Genomic DNA, 19,592 nt, shown 5'->3' on the forward strand with positions numbered 1-19,592 from the left:
GATAAGTTAACCGGAACAGAACAACGTTCAGGAGAGGATGAATGACCACCACAGCCGTCTTTATCGGACTGGGCGTCATGGGCTACCCCATGGCAGGCCATCTGGCAAACGCCGGATATAACGTCAGGGTCTGGAACCGGACCTTTTCCAAGGCTGAAGCCTGGGCAAGGGACTATTCAGGAACCGCCTGCCAGTCCATTGCCGAAGCCGTCCAGAATGCCGACATCGTGCTGACATGCGTGGGGGCGGATAAGGATCTGGACGCAATCTATGAGGGCAACGAGGGCATTATTTCAAATGCCCCCGAAGGCGCCATCCTGGTGGACCACACCACCGCATCCGCGGGCATCGCAGAACAGCTCGCACAATCAGCGAAAGCAAAGCATCAGGGTTTTATCGATGCGCCGGTGTCCGGCGGTCAGCAAGGTGCGGAGAACGGTCAGCTAACCATCATGTGTGGTGGCGAACCGGAGATCTTCGAACGGGCAAAGCCCGTTCTGGAACAGTATTCCAAGGCCCTTAACCTGATGGGGCCGGCTGGCAGCGGACAGAAAACAAAGATGGTCAACCAGATTGCCATTGCGGGACTGGTACAAGGCCTTTCTGAGGCCCTGCATTTCGCTGAGCAGGCCGAGCTTGATGTACGCAAGGTAGTGGATGTGATTTCCAAGGGGGCGGCCCAATCCTGGCAGATGGACAACCGCTCCGGCACCATGATCGACGGCAAGTTCGACTACGGCTTTGCCGTTGACTGGATGCGCAAGGATCTGGGGATGTGTCTTGAAGAGGCCCGCCAGAACGGTGCCAAGCTGCCTGTAACGGCCTTGGTGGACCAGTTCTATGGGGATGTCCAGGATATGGGAGGGCGCCGCTGGGATACCTCCTCGCTGATTCAGCGTTTACGGAAGTTGCGGTAGGGGCCACCCCCTCTCTCCAAGCGGGAGAGGGGGTAAACCTCTCCCCTACTTCTTCTCCTTCGGCTGCCACTTCCCGTTGACGTACCACGCCGACCACCCTGTCGCCTTGCCCTCTTTCTCGGACATGACGTACTGCTCCTTGCTCTTGCGGCTGTAGCGGATCACCGTCGGATTGCCTTCCGGATCACGCTCGGGCGCATCCATCAGGAAATCGTACTTAGGGTCGATTTCCTTCCGGTGCGGCTTGATCTCCATCACCAGGGGTGGCCGGGTTTCCCGGTTCTTCGGGAACTTGCTGGCCGCCAGGAACAGACCGGAAGCGCCGTCCCGCAGTACGTAGGTATCGTCCACCTTCTGGCACTGCAGTTCCGGCATTGGCACCGGATCCATCTTGGGCGGGGCCGGCTCGCCACTTTTGAGCAGTTTGCGGGTGTTCTTGCACTCGGTGTTGGTACAGCCAAAATACTTGCCGAAACGGCCGGTTTTCAGCTGCATCTCGGAGCCGCACTTGTCACAGTCCAGCGTCGGACCTTCATAACCCTTGATGCGGAAGGTGCCCTTCTCCACCTCGAAACCGGAACAGTCAGGGTTGTTACCACACACATGCAGTTTGCGACCTTCATCCACCAGGTAGCTGTCCATGGCGGTTCCGCACTTGGAACAACGGCGCTTCTTGCGCAGCAGGCGGGTTTCGCCCTCACCTTCCACGTCATCATCGGCGCTGACGACTTCATCCCCTGACACCAGGTTAATGGTGGTCTTGCAGCGCTCCTTCGGTGGCAGCGAGTAACCGGAGCACCCCAGGAACACACCGGTGCTGGCAACGCGAATCTGCATCGGACGGCTACAGGTCGGGCACGGGATATCTGTCTCTGTGGGGGTATTGGCGCGCATCCCCCCTTCTTCGCTACCTTCAGCGGTCTCCAGTTGTTTGCGGAAACGGCCGTAGAAGTCGTTCAGTACCTTTTTCCAGTCCACCTCACCTTCGGCGATGTCATCCAGTTCGTCTTCCATCTTCGCGGTGAAATCAAAGTCCATCAGGTTCGGGAAGGACTCGGACAGACGCTCAGTGACAATCTCGCCCATTTTCTCAGCGTAAAAGCGACGATTCTGCAGCCTGACGTAACCGCGATCCTGAATGGTGGAAATAATGGAAGCGTAGGTGGATGGACGACCAATCCCCTGCTTCTCCAGCTCCTTGACCAGGCTCGCCTCCGTATAGCGGGGCGCAGGCTTGGTAAAGTGCTGGCTCGGGTCGAGCTTGGCCAGATCCAGGGACTCATCAACCTTGATATCCGGCAGCGCCACATCCTCGTCTTTCTTCGCAGACTGGGGCGCCGCCTTGAGGAAGCCGTCAAACTTGATGATGCGGCCACGGGTACGCAGCTCGTAATCCCCGTTGGCCACCACGATCGAGGTACTCAGGAACTCGGCGTCCGCCATCTGACACGCAAGGAACTGTCGCCAGATCAGGTCATAGAGCTTCTCAGCGTCCTTCTCCAGGCCGCTGATGTCAGCCGCCCTGCGGCTCACTTCCGTCGGGCGAATCGCCTCGTGGGCTTCCTGAGCGCCCTCCTTGCTGCCATAGACCCTGGGGTTCTCCGGCAGGTAGCGATCGCCGAACTGCTTCTTGATAAAGTCCCGACAGCTACCAACGGCGTCCTGGCTCAGGTTGGTGGAATCCGTCCGCATGTAGGTGATATAGCCGGCTTCATAGAGCCGCTGCGCCAGCATCATGGTTTTCTTGACGCTGAAGCCCATGCGGTTACTGGCGGCCTGCTGCAGCGTGGACGTGATAAAAGGTGCCGACGGCCGTGATTTTGTCGGCTTGTCTTCCCGCTTGGCTACGCGGAACGAGCCCCCTTTCAGGCGATCGACATGCTCTTTGCTTTGCTGCTCGTTCTCAGGACGGTAAGGCTTGTCCTGGTAACGGGTCACCTCGAAGCGCACTGGCTCTTTCGCCTGCCTGGCACCAAGATCCGCGTGCAGTTGCCAGAATTCCTCAGGAATGAACTTGCGGATCTCGCGCTCACGCTCAACGATCAGGCGCACCGCCACAGACTGGACACGACCTGCCGACAAACCCCGGGCAATCTTGGCCCACAGCAGCGGCGACACCATGTAACCCACCACCCGGTCGAGGAAGCGCCGCGCCTGCTGGGCATTCACACGGTTATTATCCAGATTGCCCGGATCTTCAAAGGCCGCCTGAATAGCGCGTTTGGTAATCTCGTTGAAGACAACACGGCGGTACTTGTCGGACTCGCCGCCAATGGTTTGCTGAAGGTGCCAGGCGATCGCCTCCCCTTCACGGTCCAAATCCGTTGCCAGATATATGTGATCAGCGGATTTCGCCAGGCGCTTGAGCTCACTGACGACCTTTTCCTTACCGGGCAGGATCTCGTACCGCGCGCTCCAGTCATGATCCGGATCCACGCCCATACGGGCAACCAGCTGCTCGCGGGCCTTGCGTTTCTTGTGCGCGGCTTTCTCTTCCGGATTCATCTTCCGAGTCGCTGCCGCCTGTTTCGCACGTTCTTTGGGATCTGACTGAGAGCCACTGCCGCTGACCGGAAGATCACGAATATGCCCGACGCTCGACTTCACGATGAAGTCGGAGCCCAGATATTTGTTGATGGTCTTCGCTTTCGCTGGCGACTCGACAATAACGAGACTTTTACCCATATCGGAGATCTGTATCCTTGGCGATAATCGGTTAAAAAATCAGCAAACCGTAAACTCGCTGTAAAATCAGTCGGCTAGAAAACACTCAATAGCCGCCACATTGTATAGGTGCATTGTTTTACAGGGTCAAGAAAAGCTAGACAACCCATTCTTTAGTTTCCGCCCTGCTTTTTTAAAGGAAGCACAATCAGGAAGGCCCGGCAATTGCCGGGCCTTCAGGACAGCGCTACCGATTCGGCCTATCGAATCAGAGACGCTCCCATACTGTCGCAATGCCCTGACCCAGGCCGATACACATGGTGGATACACCAAGCTTACCGCCCTTGGCCTGCATAACGTTCAGCAGGGTTGTGGAGATACGTGCACCGGAGCAGCCCAGCGGATGGCCCAGGGCAATCGCGCCGCCGTTCAGGTTCACTTTCTCTTCCATCACGCCCAGCAGCTTCAGGTCTTTCAGAACCGGCAGGGACTGACCCGCAAAGGCTTCGTTCAGTTCCCAGAAGTCGATATCCTCGACTTTCAGGCCTGCACGCTTCAGAGCCTTCTTGGTGGCCGGAACCGGTCCGTAACCCATAATTGCGGGATCACAGCCGGCAACCGCCATGCCGCGAACCCTGGCAATTGGCTTCAGGCCCAGAGCTTCAGCACGCTCCGCAGACATCATCACCATGGCTGCCGCGCCGTCGGTCAGCTGTGAAGAGGTACCCGCTGTCACAGTACCGTTCTTCGGATCGAACGCCGGCTTCAGCTGGCCCAGCGACTCAGCAGTGGTCTCGGGACGAATGGTTTCGTCGTTCTCGATCAGTACCTTGAAGCCGTTCTCATCGTGACCTTCAATGGGCACGATTTCGTTCTTGAAGCGGCCTTCCAGAGTCGCTTCGTGGGCCAGGCGGTGAGAACGCGCGCCAAACTCATCCTGTTGCTCACGGGTAATGCCGTGCATCTTCGCCAGCATTTCCGCGGTCAGGCCCATCATGTTGGACGCCTTGGCGGAATACTTGGAAGCAGCCGGGTTATGATCAAAACCGGCGGTCATGGGTACGTGCCCCATGTGCTCAACACCACCAACCACGAATACATCACCGTTGCCGGTCTGGATCGCCTGGGCGGCGGTGTGGATCGCGCTCATGGCGGACCCGCACAGACGGTTGACGGTCTGTGCCGCGGATTCGTGCGGGATGCGGGTCAGCAGTGAAATCTGACGCGCCACGTTGAAGCCCTGTTCTTTGGTCTGGTTAACACAGCCCCAAATCACGTCTTCAACTTCTTTTGCGTCGAGCTTCGGGTTGCGCTCAAACAGTGCTTCGATCAGCGCGGCAGACAAGGTCTCGGCACGCACGTTACGGAAGCAGCCGTTTTTGGCACGCCCCATCGGAGTCCGCACGCAATCGACGACGACAACGTCTCTCGGATTAAGGCTCATAGATCTTTCTCCGTTCGGAAATCTCGTTCAGGGTTAGCCAAAGAACTTTTCGCCAGTCTTGGCCATTTCACGCAGCTTCTCGGTCGGATGGTACAGGGGACCAAGATCTGCAAACTTGTCTGCCAGTTCGACGAACTTGTCTACACCCATGTCGTCGATATAGCGCAGGGCGCCACCGCGGAACGGCGGGAAGCCGATACCGAAGATAAGACCCATATCAGCATCTGCCGGATCCTCGACAATGCCATCTTCCAGACAGCGAACGGTTTCAAGGCACAGAGGAATCATCATACGGGCGATGATGTCTTCGTCGCTGAACTCGTTCTTACCCTGAACAACCGGCTCAAGCAGTTTGTAGACGTCTTCGTCGACAATTTTCTTCTGCTTGCCCTTGCGGTCCAGTTCGTACTTGTAGAAGCCTTTGTCGTTCTTCTGTCCGTAACGGTTGTTCTCGAACATCACTTCCACGCCGGACTTGAAGTCAGACTTCATGCGATCCGGGAAGCCTTCCGCCATCACCTCGTCGGCGTGCTTGGCAGTGTCCATGCCAACAACGTCCAGCAGGTATGCGGGGCCCATCGGCCAGCCGAACTTTTCCATCACTTTGTCGACTTTCTGGAAGTCCGCGCCGTCACGCAGCAGACCAGCGAAGCCGCCGAAATACGGGAACAGTACACGGTTAACCAGGAAGCCCGGGCAATCGTTGACCACAATCGGGGTCTTGCCCATCGCCTTGGCGTAAGCAACGGTGGTCGCGATAGCGCGGTCGCTGGTCTTCGAGCCACGGATAACCTCAACCAGCGGCATCATATGCACCGGGTTGAAGAAGTGCATGCCACAGAAGTTCTCCGGACGCTTCAGGTTCTTGGCCAGAAGGTCGATGGAAATCGTAGAGGTGTTGGAGGTCAGGATGGCGTCGTCACGAACCATCTCCTCGGTCTCACGCAGCACTGCGTCTTTCACCTTCGGGTTTTCAACAACGGCTTCAACAACCAGGTCTACGTTCTTGAAATCACCGTAGTTCAGGGTCGGAGTAATGCTGTTGAGCACGTCGGCCATTTTGCCGGCGTCCATTTTGCCCTTATCAACACGCTTGGACAGAAGCTTCTTGGCTTCCTTCAGCCCCAGGGAGATACCCTCCTGAGCAATGTCCTTCATGATGATCGGTGTGCCCTTCAGTGCAGACTGGTAAGCCACACCACCACCCATGATACCGGCGCCAAGCACAGCCGCCAGCTTCACATCGTTGGCTTCTTTCTCCCAGGCACTGGATTTCTTCTTGAGCGCCTGATCGTTCAGGAACAGCCCAACCAGACAAGCCGCAACGTTGGTCTTGGCCATCTTGGCAAAGCCTTTGGCTTCCACTTCGATGGCCTTATCGCGGGTCATACCAGCGTGCTTCTGCATCACCTTGATGGCTTCAACCGGCGCCGGGTAGTTCTTGCCAGCCTTGCCAGCCACGAACGCCTTGGAAATCTCGAACGCCATCATGCTTTCCATGGCGTTGAGCTTGATCTTGCCCTTCTTCTCTTCGCGACGCGCTTCGTTGTCCAGCTTGCCTTCGTTGCACTGCTCGATAATGGCAACAGCCGCGTCTACCAGCTTGTCGGCTTCAACAACCGCATCAACAGCGCCTACTTTCATAGCGGCATCAGCGCGATTTTCGGTGCCACCGCTGATCCATTCGATGGCGTTATCCACGCCCACCAGACGGGACAGGCGTACGGTGCCGCCAAAGCCCGGGAAGATGCCCAGCTTGACCTCTGGCAGACCTACCTTGGCCTTCGGAGCCATAACACGGTAGTCGGTCGCCAGACACATCTCGAAACCACCGCCCAGTGCAATACCGTTGATGGCGGTAACCGTCGGGAACGGCAGGTCTTCAATAGCGTTGAAAACTTCATTGGCCTTCAGGTTGTTGGCGATGAGGTCTTCTTCTGTACCGGCAAACAGCTCGGTAAATTCGGTGATATCAGCACCGACAATAAAACTGTCCTTGGAGCTGGTTACGACCAGACCCTTCAGGTTCTTCTGGGATTTGAGTGCTTCAGTTGCGGCGCCCAGTTCTTCGATGGTGAGACGGTTGAACTTGTTGACAGACTCGCCCTGCAAGTCAAAGTTCAACTGAGCGATCCCGCCTTCGATCTCTTTAACCGTGATGGCTTTACCTTCGTAAATCATCAACTGATCTCCAGTCTGTGTTTGGAACTGCTTGCAGGCGTCGGGCCAAGTCATCAGAAGCTGGCAAGCGCCTGCGGATGCAGCGAGATTTCGGTCACTGCCCGATAAACCGATCCAAAATTCATACAGTCGTTTGAATCGTGAGGGCACACGATGAAAAAAAACAGCTCGTTTGTCAATTTGTTTCTGGAAGAATCGGTGCAAAAGTCTTCAAAATCGGCGAAGGCACCGGGAAATTGATAATGCGGATTTATTGTTTTCTGTGCGGTACATCCAGGCCTGAACAAGAAACCGGAACTTCGTCACACAAATTTGGCAGTTCTTTACATTTACCCGCGTTACAGGCTGCAAAACCGCTTGATCGGCTGGCTGAGTTACTTTACCTTCGGACCGAGACTTTAGTCCACAATAATAAAACACACGTACGGAGAACTATCCGATGACCGACGCTCGCCTTCGGGTACGCTCACTCGTTGCAGCTCTTATCCTGCTTGCCCTTACCTCTTTCACCGCACGAGCGGAAACCGCAGAGGGGTTTCTTTCCGACCTGCACACATTCCGGGTAAGCAACTACCTCGCCCTGGATGCTTACTACCGCTTCAGCACCGACGGCAATACCGACACCCTCAACGAGATTGTCGGCAGTATCAACAGCGCCAATTCTTCCATGAACAATCTCGCTGAAAGTAACGCGGGCGTGCTAAGCAGTGAGGAAGTCGAGAACCTCAACCAGGAATTCGATACGTTCAAGAGCCTTATGCGCGACAACATTAACGACGTGCGCAACACCGGCTACCCCGATCTGCGACTGGTGTCTGACATGGCCAACCAGGCCCTGACCATGAGCAAGATGGCCACCGAGCTCTATAAGGTCTCCAGCGAAAGCAGCCAGACGTCCACCGATAACCGCGTCGAAGCCGCACGATCCGCAGCCATCACCCTCGCGCAGATGATGGCCAAGTACTCAGCCAGGACCCATTCCACGGTGGCGCAGACATTCCAGGGGTCATCGACTGAATTGACCCTTGATGAGCAAGCCCGCAGATTCGATACCCTGCTGGAGAAAATCAATCAGGGAAACAGTCAGGGCGAACTGAAAGCCGCCCTGGACGATGTGTCCTCGAAATGGCAGTTCATTCGCGGCTCCTACATCAACTACAACGACAACAACGTCTCATTCGTAATTGATCGTTACTCCAAGGGCATTCTTCGCGGCCTGGATACCACCATCGAACTGCTTCAGCAAAACGCCTGACGCCACATCGGGCCCTGTGCTTGCCGCTATCCGGGTCCGCCATTCCCTGCTTTTTTTTGATGCCTGTCAGTTCCGGAAAGGACTTTTTCGACTATCCTCAATGCATGACAAGGCTTTAAGAGTCTCGGTTCGTCAAGGAGTAATATAATGTCAACCTATCAGAAAATGCTGGTCGCCATCGATCTCACCGAGGAAGCTCCCCAGGTCCTCAATAAGGCCCAGGAAATCAGCAAGGCACATGGCGCCGAACTGTTATTGGTACATGTGGTGGAACCCGTGGGCTACGCCTATGGGGGCGATATCCCGATGGATTTGACGGAATTGCAGGATCAACTGGACAAAGCAGCCAGGGAGCAACTGGCAGCCTATGGCAATCAATACGGCGTAACGACCGACAACCAGGTGATTACTGTAGGCAGACCGGAGTCGGAAATACACCGACTGGCCAAGGAGCAGGATGTGGACCTCGTCATTGTTGGCAGCCACGGTCGCAAGGGTTTTCAGCTGTTACTGGGCTCAACCGCCAATGGTGTGCTTCATGGCACGGAGTGTGACGTCCTGGCTGTCAGGATTCGCTGATCCCCTTCCTTACCTTTACCGGGCAGGCGCTGGTTCAAGCCAGGCCGCCCGGCACATCCGCCGGACTCAGGCCCCGCCTTCCATTTTGCTCTCCAGCTTACGCAACTGGCTCTCGAGGGAGAAGCTGACACTTGAGGCCATAGAGAAGAAATTCAACAGCGCTTTCAGGTTGCTGTCACCCTTACACACTGAATGAATCCTTTGCCACAACGCCTGGTTAACCAGTTGTAGCCGCTGGTTCCGCTCCACCAGACCTTTCAGCTCCCAATCGGGCTCCTGATGGTTGCGCTTGGCAAAGTATTGCTGAAGCAGGTAATGGGACACGCTTCTCATGATGAATTCATCGGTGTTGGCGAACGGCAGGTGGTGGACCGCCATGGTTTTGAGCTCTCCGAGTACCGGGCAACCGCTGGTCGCCATCTTCAGTCCGAGCAGGGAGCGCAGGGCTTCCTCCAGGGAGGTGGACTTGGAGTAGGTACGACGCTCATCGGTGACCGTCACCTCGACCTTCTGGTACGCCTCTTCTGCCTGGAAGGCGTTGACGACCGGAAGGATCTCCGTCGCTGCGGGACAATGGGGGGACTCCGCCGGTTTCAGCGGACAGTTTGAGCATTGGCAATGCTCAAGGCGAGCCCAGGATGGCAAAGGTGAAACGACCTCCGCAGGCTGGCTGGTCACCTTGAACTCAACCTGCCGCCCATCCTGAAACCTGAAATTATAATTAACGTTCATTGACTGGCCTGTTCTTCCAACTCCATCCACCGCTCGATTACCTGTTCCAGCCGGGCTTCCTTGTCCGACAACTCCGCCAGCGTAGCCGAGACTTCGGTCGGTGGGCCTGAATAAAATTCCGGATCCGAGATTTGCTTTCGGAGTGCAGCAACATCTGCCTCCAATGATTCAATTTTGCCCGGTAATTCCTCAAGCTCAAGCTTAAGCTTGTAACTTAATTTAGCGGGTTTTGATTTTGTGGATTCCGCCACATCTGTGACATTTTGTCGGGACGGCTCCGTTGGCTTAACCGGCTTTTCCGGAGCGCTCTTGCGCTCTGCCGGGAAAAAACCACCCTGCCGGCGCCAGTCACTGTAACCACCCACGTATTCCCGTACAGCGCCAGAGCCATCCAGGAAAATGGTATCCGTGACCACGTTGTCCAGAAACTCCCGGTCGTGGCTGATAACCAGCACAGTACCCTTGAACTCCACCAACTGGGCCTCGAGCAGCTCCAGGGTTTCTACATCCAGGTCGTTGGTGGGCTCATCGAGCACCAGGATGTTGGCCGGCTTACTAAACAGCTTGGCGAGTAACAGACGCGCCCGCTCTCCGCCGGAAAATACGCTGACTGGTGAGCGGGCCCGCTGAGGACTGAACAGGAACTCCTGCAGGTAGCCCAGAACGTGCTTGCTCTGACCATTGATCTCAATGAACTCCCGCCCTTCCGAAAGATTGTCGAGGGCGTTGCGCTCCAGATCCAGCTCCCCCCGGAGCTGGTCAAAGTACGCCACTTCCAGATTCGTCCCCAGCCGGATTGAGCCCTCCGTCGGCTTCAGGTCTCCAAGCATGAGCCTCACCAGGGTGGTTTTGCCGGTACCGTTTTCGCCCACCAGACCAATCTTGTCGCCACGGAGCACTGTCAGATCCATGCCGTTGATCACCGGGCTGCCGTCCGGGTAATGGAATCCGGCCTCCTTCGCTTCCACAACCAGCTTGCCTGATCGGGCCGCGTCTTCCACCACAAAGCTGGCCGTGCCGCCACGAACGCGACGCTGACGGTGCTCCTCACGCATGGCCTTCAGAGCCCTGACCCGCCCCATGTTGCGGGTTCGCCGGGCTTTGATCCCCTGCCTGATCCAGGCTTCTTCCTGCTTCAGGCGCTTGTCGAACAGAGCATTTTGCCGCTCCTCATCTTCCAGCGCTTTCTCTTTCAGCTCCAGGTACTTGTCATACGTCGCCGCGAAACTGATCAGTTTCCCTCGATCCAGCTCGACGATCCGGGTCGCCATCTTGCGAATGAATGCCCGGTCGTGGCTGACGAACAGGATGGCGCCCCGAAACTGCGTCAGAGCATCCTCAAGCCAGGCGATGGCCGGCACATCCAGATGGTTGGTCGGCTCATCCAGCAACAGGATATCCGGTTCGGCCACCAGCGCTTTCGCCAACAGCACCCGCCGCTGCCAGCCCCCGGAGAGGGTGTTCAGAGTCTGCTCAGGGTCAATGCTGTACTGCTCAAGAATCGCGTTGACCTTCTGATCCAGGCGCCACCCGTCCAGGGCTTCCAGTCGCTCCTGAACCTTCATCATTTGATCCAGGCTCGCCTCATCCGCCAATTGCGAAAGGGTATGGAAACGAGCCAGCAGCTCACCGGTCTCCGGAAACGCGCTGGCAACCACCTCGTAGGCTGTGCGGCTATCCTCGGCGGGCAGATTCTGGGGCAACACTGCCAGCGTCGCCCCTTCATCCAGCCGCAGAACGCCGCTTTCGGGGGTTATCTCACCGCTGACGATCCTCAGCAGCGTGGATTTGCCTTCACCGTTGCGGCCAAGCAGACACACCCGCTCCCCCGCTTCGATGTTCAGCGAGGCATGATCCAGCAGCGGCTGCATACCAAAAGCCAGGGAAATGGCGTCCAGCGTTAACAATGGCACCGTGTTATTACTCCGTATTTCTGTTGATGACCGGGTCGCCGACACGGATGGTGCCAGGCGACTCGTGAATTGCATTCATGCCGAAAATGACGCCGTCGGCGGTGCGGCGATATCGCCCGAGGGTTCGCAAAGGCTGAAGGTCCGCTGCTTTCGTGCCGGCATCCGGGTCGACGGTCGTCATGACACACCGGGAACAGGGCTTGACCACACTGAATGCCTGCTCGCCGATCAGCAACTGACGCCAATCGTCCTCGCTCCAGGGCTCTCCCCCCTCGACCACGATATTAGGTCGGAACCGACGCATCTCCACCGGTTTGTCGAGCCGGCCGTTCAGCTCACTCAGCGAAGCGAGATTAGTGATCAGGAACGGAAAACCATCGGCGAAGCTTACTCTTCGCTCCTCGGTTACTCGCCCGGCATCAACCCTGCGAAAAGAGGCATCCGGCATGTAGACAAAACGGAAATCCTCGCCACAGAAACGGCTTAACGCATCTGAGACTTCTGGCGCCCCGTAAACCGCCTTCACCCAGTCGCGCCACACCAGCACCCGGGCCTCGTCCTCACCAGCCTGCAGCAGGTACTCGCCCTCACCCGGGATGCTCACCCTAACACAATCCCCTTCAAGCGATGTATGTATCCGCGCCAGCATCGGGTAGTCACGCTGTGTCACGAATCGCCGTTCGGAATCAACAATCATCCAGCGACGATCGTTCGCTGGGCCGAAGTCGTCCATATCAAAAGAACTGACCGGAATACCGGCAAGGGACTTGACCGGATAGATATACAGGGAATGGATTCGCACAATGCCTCCCGCAGCCATAAATACTGAAAGATTGGGCGAAGAGTATAACCGAGTTAAGCCGGGAAACGTTGAAACGCAGTGCCTGAAAACGAAGAAACCCGGCCGTTTTAAGGGCCGGGTTTCCGGAATCTGGAGCGGGAAACGAGATTCGAACTCGCGACCCCAACCTTGGCAAGGTTGTGCTCTACCAACTGAGCTATTCCCGCTTGTAGTTGCTGGCTTGATGCCGACAACGGAGGCGTATTCTACGGATTCGTTCGCGGGCGTCAACCACTTTTTGGCAAGTTTTTTGGCCCTGCCCGCGCGGACTGATCAGGTATTATCCTGCCCCTGCCCTGAAGTGCTCGCAATCTGGCCGCTTTCGCAATTCAGATACCCCGACGACTGCAGCCAGTTCTGATCCGGGTAATACTTGAATACCAGTTGCCCGCCCTTCAGGTTGTCCACTACCTTCTGAATCACCTGCTGATCCACGGCGGGACAACCATGGCTACGCCCGATCCGGCCGTAATCACGGACCCAGTTGTCATTCACATAGTCCGCGCCATGGATCACGATGGCGCGCTGTCGCGCCAGATCATTGATGCCGGGCTCCAGCCCGTCCAGCCGCAAGGAGTATCCATGCTTTCCGCGATAGGATTCACTGGCCTTGAACAGGCCAATACTGGACTGGTGACTCCCTTCAATATTGGAGAAAGCCGTGGACTCCAGACTTCCCGAATTCTTGCCATGGGCAACCAGATCCTTGAGCAGGAGTTCTCCGCTGGCCAGATCAAAAATCCAGAGGCGCTCTTCACTCGACGGCAGTGAGAAATCGATCACCGCAAGCCGCTCCGGCATTTCAACACCGTTCGACACCGCGCATGAAGAAGCCTGCAATGCCCGCTGCAAAACCTCCGCACTCAGTTTCGGAGCAACACTGGAGAGTCGTGTCAGGAGGGAATTGTCAAAAGATGCCGCAGCACCCTGCGCGGGGAGAAACAGCACCGTAGCCAGCACCAGACCGAAACGGCCCGCCCTTCGATTTTTCAGCATTCGATAAACCCTGTCAGATCAGCTCAACAAATAGCAAAGCGGGTAAAAACCCGCGCCTGAGCCCAAGTGTCGGGCATTCTAACAGGGAAAATCGGGATGTCCGTCATAATGTACAATATTTATACAAAACACCACAGAGAAGCACTATCAGCTAATGGACCGCCAATATCAGGCACACGACCCTATGCACCGACGCCTCAAGCACTTCCTGTTCAGCCACTCTCCGGTTCAACAGGGTATCGTAGCCAAGGCCAAGCACCACATTAACCAGTAGCGATGCGTCCCTTGCCGGAGTCGGTGAATCCAGCCTTTGAAGAATCTGCTCCAGGCCCGCCACCCAGGCGCTGCGGTAACTGCGCGCCAGATCCGCAAGCCGCTCATCCCGCAACGATTCCATCAGGAACACCTGCTCGGCCAGCACCTGCTCACGACGATCGGAAAACTGTTCGGTAAGGTAAGCTGCGGTAATAGCGGTCAACCTTGACGCCAATTCACGACGCCCGCTACCTCCGCGATGGAGACTGTCTGGCGGAACATTGTCCAGCACCAGGTTAATGGTGTCATAGAATCTGCCGAGGTCTTCCCGGGCTTTTTCCGCAAACAGCATGAACGAATCGCTGATCAGCTCATTGATGTCGCGGAAGTAGTAGGTTGTTGCGGCCAGGGGCACTTTCGCTTCGCGTGCAACAGCGCGATGCTTGATTCCCCGCAGGCCGTCCCTGGCAGCGATACGCAACGTGGCCTCGAGAATCTGTACACGTCGATTTTCGCTTTTGGCCCTGACGGTTTTGCGGCCGCTGTAGTGAATGGATTCCCGGAAGGAGCGATCCTCGGGAAGCTCCTTTGAATGCCATAGATTCAATGCCTGCGCGCGTCCCATGGTTGCCATCCTGCTTCGTCATCCTGACGGCCGGCGAGGAACCGGTCGCATGGCCGGGCATCACCCGGAGTTATTGTTACTTTTTGTAAATCATGACGAAAACAGGCGGGACAAACGTTGACGGAATCGGCACTTTTACACTCCGCCCCCATTGACGACAGTATCTGCGGTTACTGACCGAAGCGGCGCCCCTGCTCCAGGTAGGTTACTTCTTCGGGCGTGGAGGAGCGTTTCAGTACTGCATTGCGGTGGGGAAAGCGGCCGAATTTACAGATAATATCGCGATGATCATGGGCTGCCTCAACAAAGCTCCCCATGAAATCCCCCAGAATGCCATCGGCGGAGGCCGCCAGCTGCTCATAGCATTCCACCGACAGGTTCTGGTCTTCCAGGCGCTCGGAATGCTGCAGGGGCATGTACAGGAAAGCCCGCTGCACGGCGGGCAGCATCATGTCCTGACCATGATCCATGGCCTGACGGGTCAGTGCTCTGGCCACCTTGTCATGCTCGAATGCCAGGGCGTTTCCCCGGTAGATGTTCCGCGAAAACTGGTCCAGCAACACAATCTCCGCCAACGCACCGCCCGCCTGCTTACGCCAGTGGACAAGGCCGCTCTCGGATGCGAACAGCACAAGGGATAAAAATCGGTAACGAATTTCCTGGTCAAACCTGCGGTCCGAGCGAAACCAGCGGTTGCGATGAAAGCTGTCCGGCAGCCCGTCTTCATCAAGTTCACCAAACCAGAAATCCAGAATGTCTTTCCAATCGAACATAAAGGGCTACACCGTCAGTTATGGTCAGGCCAAAGGGTCGGAACATCACCTATCCTGCTACAATTCATAAGATGCAGGCCAGCATTCTTAACAGGAGAGATCATGCCCGAAGGACACCGTATTATTCTTCTCGCCCACGGCAGCAGCGACAAGCGTTGGTGCGAGACATTCGAACAACTGGCCGCGCCCACCGTCAACTCGGTAGCGGGCTCGCGGATCGCCTATATGGAACTGGCCACGCCATCCCTGGAGCTTATCGTCGAGCAAGGTGTCGAAGAAGGCGTCCGAACCTTTACCGTGGTGCCGCTGTTCCTGGCTGCCGGAAGACATCTTCGCAAGGATGTACCAGCCATGATCCGCTCGCTTGAGGAAGCTCATGGCATCTCCATCGACCTTGCACCGCCCATCGGGGAGAATCCCCTGCTTGGCGCAGCCATTCGCGACGTTGTTGAGCAGGAACTGGCACAATAGCATCACCCGGAAAGCACGGACTGGCCAGAGGGGACGTTCAAATGAACCATCGGATTCTAATAACCGGAGGCACCGGATTCATCGGCCAGGTGCTATGCCCGAAACTGATTGCCAAAGGCTACAGCCTGACAGTGCTCAGCCGCCAGAGTGAAGCGGACGTCCTTGCAGCCTGTGGCCGGGTCGAGGCGGTGTCGGATCTTGACCTGCTGGTGGACCACCCGGGATTCGACGGCGTGATTAATCTCGCCGGGGAAGGCATTGCCGACAAACGCTGGAACAACCAGCGCAAACAGCAGCTCAGGGACAGCCGTATTGCCCTCACCCGCCAACTGGTGTCGGTGATCAGAACCTGGAGTGCCCGGCCAAAGGTGCTGGTATCGGGATCTGCAGTTGGGTTCTACGGTAATCAGGACTCCGCCCGGGTCACTGAAGACACAGCCCCCAACGACGAATTCACCCATCGACTCTGCAGGGACTGGGAAGCGGAAGCAAACCAGCTCAAGAGTGATGGGATTCGGGTGTGCCTGTCACGAACCGGCGTTGTCGCCGGCCCGGATGGCGGGTTCCTCCAGCGCATGCTGTTACCCTTCCGCCTTGGCCTTGGCGGACGCCTGGGCAGTGGCAACCAGTACATGCCCTGGGTTCACCGCGACGATGTCGTTTCAGCGCTGATCTTCATGCTGGAATCCGAGAATGCCACTGGCCCCTACAATGTGGTCAGTCCAAACCCGGTCACTAACCGTGAGTTCACCCGCTGCCTGGCCAGCGTTCTCAACAGGCCCGCGATCTTTCCGGCGCCGGCGCCAGTGTTAAAGGTCGCACTCGGCGAAATGTCACGACTTTTACTGACAGGCCAGCAGGCCGTTCCGCAACGCCTGTTACAGCAGGATTTCCGGTTTACCTACCCAGACCTGACATCGGCACTGGAAAGCTGCGTTCGCTAACAATCGAATTTTTTTCAAAAAACTGTTTGACAGCGAATAAAGCCTTACTTAATATACGCGCCACCTCGACGAGGCAAGTCAGTAAGAACGATGCGTCCCCTTCGTCTAGTGGCCTAGGACTCCGCCCTTTCACGGCGGCAACAGGGGTTCGAACCCCCTAGGGGACGCCATTTTTTCTGACACTACACCACCTTCCCAGGCTGGTGAGATTCTTCCCCGTGCCTCCTTTCCTTATGGTCCCTGGAATCCTTCATCACGAAGATCCCAACACCGACAAAAAACAGCACCATCAGAAAGACGGTCACAATTCCAGCCATCACTACCGCGTCCACATACATAATCCGACCTCCATCGGCGATTTCATTTAACCAGTCCCAGATTACGCCGAACGCCCGGCAGCGGTATTGACCTGCATCAAACAGCGAACTCCCTTTATTCATTCCGAAAGCCGGAACCCAACCACAATTCTTCCGTTTTTTCTTTATTTGCGAAGCACTTGAAAGAAACTGCTGCTATAGTCCTGAAGGTAACGAACTGTCCATTTCACGAATAACTGGTCAGGGTGGCTGAAGTAACGACATGCAAAAACTGTCGACGCGTGTGCGACGCTTCCGAACGGGATCTCCCCTGTCTTTCCGGTTACTTGCCTGGATACTGCTGTTCAGTTCCGTTTTCACCCTTATCGCATCCGCCATACAGCTTTATTCCGATTACCACAAAGACCTTCGCCAGATTGACAACCGCATGCGTGTGGTGGAAACCGGTTACGCCTCCAGCCTTGCCCGAAGCCTGTGGGCACTGGACCAGAAGCTACTCCAGACCCAGATGGAAGGAATACTCAGCCTTCCCGACATCGCGCACCTGCGGCTTCGCATCGAGCCCGACTCGGAACTGGTGATGGGCCAGGTCGCCCGTGACGCACAGACCAAATCCCACAGCTTCGATCTCATTCACCATGGCGACGAGATATTCAAGCTCGGCGAACTGACCGTTACGGCAGACCTGGACCGGGTTTACGAGGAAATGAAGCGAAAAGCGGGCATGATCCTGGTCACCGAGTTTTTCAAGACATTCCTGGTATCCATTCTGATCATTTTGATTTTTCAGCACTTCGTGGCCCGCCACTTATCCACCATGGCCAACTATGCCCGGCAGATCTCCCTGACCAACCTGGCCAAACCGCTGAAGCTGGACCGACCAGACTCCCCATTGAACCGACAGGATGAGCTGGCCCAGGTCACCGATGCCATCAACCAGATGCGGGACCGGCTGAATGACGATGTCGCCCGCCAGGAACGGGATGCGGCGGAAATTCGGAAATTTTCCAAAGCCATTGAACAGAGCCCGTCTTCGGTCCTGATCTGCGACCGCCAATGGCGGATAGAATTCGCCAACCAGAAGTTCACCCAACTAACCGGCTACAGCGCCAACGCGATTATTGGCAAACACCCGGGCGCACTGTCCGAAAACGCCATGGAGCACCGTGAAACCAAGCACCTGTGGCAATCCATTCGCCTGCAAGTCCAGCGGGTGGGCGTCTGGCAGGGCGAGGTCAACAGCGTACGCCGTAACGGGGAGCGATTCTGGGAGCAATTGATTGTCACCCCCATCAAGAATTCCGACGGCCAGGCAACCGGTTACCTGATCCTCGGCGAAGATATCAGCATTCGCAAACGGTACGAGCAACAACTGCTCCGGCAGGCCAACTATGACATTCTCACCGGACTGCCAAACCGGATGCTGGCGCTGGATCGCCTGAAACTCGCCCTGGCACAAGCCAGGCGGGAAAACTCCCTGGTCGGCGTGATGTTCCTCGACCTGGACAACTTCAAGCACATCAATGACACCCTGGGGCACGATGCCGGTGATAACCTGCTGATCGAAGCAGCACGCAGGGTATCAAGCTGTCTTCGTGGCACCAGCACCGTTGCACGCCTTGGTGGTGATGAGTTCCTGGTGATCCTGCCGGGGCTAACCGGCGCCAAGGCAACCTCCCAGGTCGCCGAACGAATCCTGAAAACTTTCAAGCCGCCGTACTTGCTCAACAATCAGGAAGTGTTCGTCACCACCAGCATCGGCATCGCCATCTTCCCGACCGACTCCGACAACAGCGGAACCCTGCTGCAGCATGCCGATGCCGCCATGTACCAGGCCAAACACATGGGCAAGAGCTCCTATGCCCACTTTGCACCGGAAATGAAGGAAGTCTCCCATGAACGGCTGCAAATGGAATCGAGAATGCGCCGGGCGCTGGAGCAGAACGAATTCGAACTCTATTTCCAGCCTATTGTCCGTACCGACACCGGCGCACTGTGCTCCGCCGAGGCGCTGATTCGCTGGAACAATCCCAGTATGGGCATGGTCATGCCGGACCGCTTCATCCCCCTGGCGGAAGAGACTGGCTTGATCACCCCCATCGGTGAGTGGGTGCTTCAGGAGGCTTGCCAACAGGCAATGAAATGGCGTGAAATCACTGGCACCAAAGTGGGTGTCTCGGTGAACGTGTCCCCCCGCCAGTTCCGGGACCAGGGCTTCACCGCCGCCGTCATGAAGGCGTTGGAGACCAGCGGCCTGGAAGCCAGTACACTGGAACTTGAAATCACCGAGCGACTGATTCTCGATAACACCATCGAAACCGCGGATATCCTGAGACAGCTCGACACCGCAGGCATACGGCTTTCCGTGGACGATTTTGGCACCGGCTATTCGGCGTTGAGTTACCTGAAGAGTTACCCGTTCGATACCCTTAAAATCGACAAGTCGTTCGTTCAGGATGTCATGACCGAACAGGACGACGCCTCGCTGGTCAAAGCCATTATCAACATGGCCCACAGCCTGGGCCTGACAGTCATTGCCGAAGGCGTTGAAGACGAAGCACAGACCCACTTCCTGCAACAGGAAGGATGCGACTACTCCCAGGGGTACTTCTACAGCCGGCCGATGCCAGAGGAAGAATTTGAAAAGTGGTTACGTACCAATCATCGTGTCCAGCCCTGACATTC

At 56.6% G+C, this 19,592-nt stretch carries 16 protein-coding genes and 2 tRNA genes; 7 read left to right on the top strand and 11 right to left on the bottom strand.

Annotated features, from left to right (window positions below; genetic code table 11):
* Positions 1-41 precede the first annotated feature (41 nt).
* Positions 42-917: an NAD(P)-dependent oxidoreductase gene (locus ACQUWM_RS04535; RefSeq protein ID WP_407000733.1), complete on the top strand. Its 876-nt coding sequence runs from the start codon at positions 42-44 to the stop codon at positions 915-917.
* Positions 918-962: 45 nt separating this feature from the next.
* On the opposite strand, the gene topA is transcribed toward ACQUWM_RS04535, so the two are convergent.
* From topA to fadB, 3 genes are all read right to left on the bottom strand, one after another.
* Complete coding sequence (gene topA, locus ACQUWM_RS04540) at positions 963-3,602, bottom strand: type I DNA topoisomerase (protein WP_407000734.1); 2,640 nt, start codon at positions 3,600-3,602, stop codon at positions 963-965.
* Between the two features lie 247 nt (positions 3,603-3,849).
* A complete protein-coding gene (gene fadA, locus ACQUWM_RS04545; protein ID WP_407000735.1) occupies positions 3,850-5,025 on the bottom strand; it encodes an acetyl-CoA C-acyltransferase FadA in 1,176 nt (391 codons plus the stop codon).
* Between the two features lie 33 nt (positions 5,026-5,058).
* Positions 5,059-7,206: a fatty acid oxidation complex subunit alpha FadB gene (fadB, locus tag ACQUWM_RS04550; protein WP_407000736.1), complete on the bottom strand. Its 2,148-nt coding sequence runs from the start codon at positions 7,204-7,206 to the stop codon at positions 5,059-5,061.
* A gap of 439 nt (positions 7,207-7,645) precedes the next feature.
* Between fadB and ACQUWM_RS04555 the strand changes: the two genes are divergently transcribed.
* Positions 7,646-8,461, top strand: coding sequence for a hypothetical protein (locus ACQUWM_RS04555; RefSeq protein WP_428921314.1), 816 nt, complete (start codon positions 7,646-7,648; stop codon positions 8,459-8,461).
* Between the two features lie 147 nt (positions 8,462-8,608).
* Positions 8,609-9,040: a universal stress protein gene (locus ACQUWM_RS04560; protein WP_407000738.1), complete on the top strand. Its 432-nt coding sequence runs from the start codon at positions 8,609-8,611 to the stop codon at positions 9,038-9,040.
* A 66-nt stretch (positions 9,041-9,106) separates the two neighbouring features.
* Here the strand turns inward: ACQUWM_RS04560 and ACQUWM_RS04565 are convergent, their stop codons facing one another.
* The 7 genes from ACQUWM_RS04565 to ACQUWM_RS04595 all read right to left on the bottom strand — a co-directional run bounded on the left by ACQUWM_RS04565 (position 9,107) and on the right by ACQUWM_RS04595 (position 15,175).
* Positions 9,107-9,772 (bottom strand): DUF6901 family protein, encoded by a 666-nt coding sequence (locus ACQUWM_RS04565; RefSeq protein ID WP_428921315.1) that lies wholly within the window; start codon positions 9,770-9,772, stop codon positions 9,107-9,109.
* Positions 9,769-11,685 carry an ATP-binding cassette domain-containing protein gene (locus ACQUWM_RS04570; RefSeq protein ID WP_428921316.1) on the bottom strand — a complete coding sequence of 639 codons (1,917 nt, stop codon included), beginning with the start codon at positions 11,683-11,685 and terminating at the stop codon, positions 9,769-9,771. Before ACQUWM_RS04570 ends, ACQUWM_RS04565 begins: the two co-directional genes overlap by 4 nt.
* A gap of 7 nt (positions 11,686-11,692) precedes the next feature.
* A complete protein-coding gene (locus tag ACQUWM_RS04575) occupies positions 11,693-12,487 on the bottom strand; it encodes an MOSC domain-containing protein (RefSeq protein ID WP_428921317.1) in 795 nt (264 codons plus the stop codon).
* 130 nt (positions 12,488-12,617) lie between these two features.
* Positions 12,618-12,693: transfer RNA gene (locus ACQUWM_RS04580), tRNA-Gly, on the bottom strand.
* A 106-nt stretch (positions 12,694-12,799) separates the two neighbouring features.
* A complete protein-coding gene (locus tag ACQUWM_RS04585; RefSeq protein ID WP_428921318.1) occupies positions 12,800-13,522 on the bottom strand; it encodes a murein L,D-transpeptidase catalytic domain family protein in 723 nt (240 codons plus the stop codon).
* Between the two features lie 151 nt (positions 13,523-13,673).
* Positions 13,674-14,402, bottom strand: coding sequence for a TetR/AcrR family transcriptional regulator (locus ACQUWM_RS04590; protein ID WP_428921319.1), 729 nt, complete (start codon positions 14,400-14,402; stop codon positions 13,674-13,676).
* Positions 14,403-14,572: 170 nt separating this feature from the next.
* On the bottom strand, positions 14,573-15,175 hold the full coding sequence (locus ACQUWM_RS04595; protein WP_407000744.1) for a DUF924 family protein: 603 nt from the start codon (positions 15,173-15,175) through the stop codon (positions 14,573-14,575).
* 102 nt (positions 15,176-15,277) lie between these two features.
* Between ACQUWM_RS04595 and ACQUWM_RS04600 the strand changes: the two genes are divergently transcribed.
* From ACQUWM_RS04600 to ACQUWM_RS04610, 3 genes are all read left to right on the top strand, one after another.
* Positions 15,278-15,646, top strand: coding sequence for a sirohydrochlorin chelatase (locus tag ACQUWM_RS04600; RefSeq protein ID WP_407000745.1), 369 nt, complete (start codon positions 15,278-15,280; stop codon positions 15,644-15,646).
* A 41-nt stretch (positions 15,647-15,687) separates the two neighbouring features.
* The gene (locus tag ACQUWM_RS04605) at positions 15,688-16,590 is read left to right on the top strand and encodes a TIGR01777 family oxidoreductase (RefSeq protein WP_428921320.1); all 903 of its coding nucleotides are present in this window, start codon (positions 15,688-15,690) and stop codon (positions 16,588-16,590) included.
* A 94-nt stretch (positions 16,591-16,684) separates the two neighbouring features.
* Positions 16,685-16,760, top strand: a tRNA-Glu gene (locus tag ACQUWM_RS04610).
* Positions 16,761-16,772: 12 nt separating this feature from the next.
* Here the strand turns inward: ACQUWM_RS04610 and ccoM are convergent.
* Entirely contained in the window at positions 16,773-17,030 is a 258-nt protein-coding gene (ccoM, locus tag ACQUWM_RS04615; protein WP_407000747.1) for a cytochrome c oxidase subunit CcoM, read from the bottom strand.
* Positions 17,031-17,169: 139 nt separating this feature from the next.
* Between ccoM and ACQUWM_RS04620 the strand changes: the two genes are divergently transcribed.
* Positions 17,170-19,587 carry a bifunctional diguanylate cyclase/phosphodiesterase gene (locus tag ACQUWM_RS04620; RefSeq protein ID WP_407000749.1) on the top strand — a complete coding sequence of 806 codons (2,418 nt, stop codon included), beginning with the start codon at positions 17,170-17,172 and terminating at the stop codon, positions 19,585-19,587.
* The last annotated feature ends 5 nt before the right edge of the window (positions 19,588-19,592 follow it).

It is taken from the genome of Marinobacter sp. DUT-3 (assembly GCF_050379435.1).
Lineage (GTDB): Bacteria > Pseudomonadota > Gammaproteobacteria > Pseudomonadales > Oleiphilaceae > Marinobacter.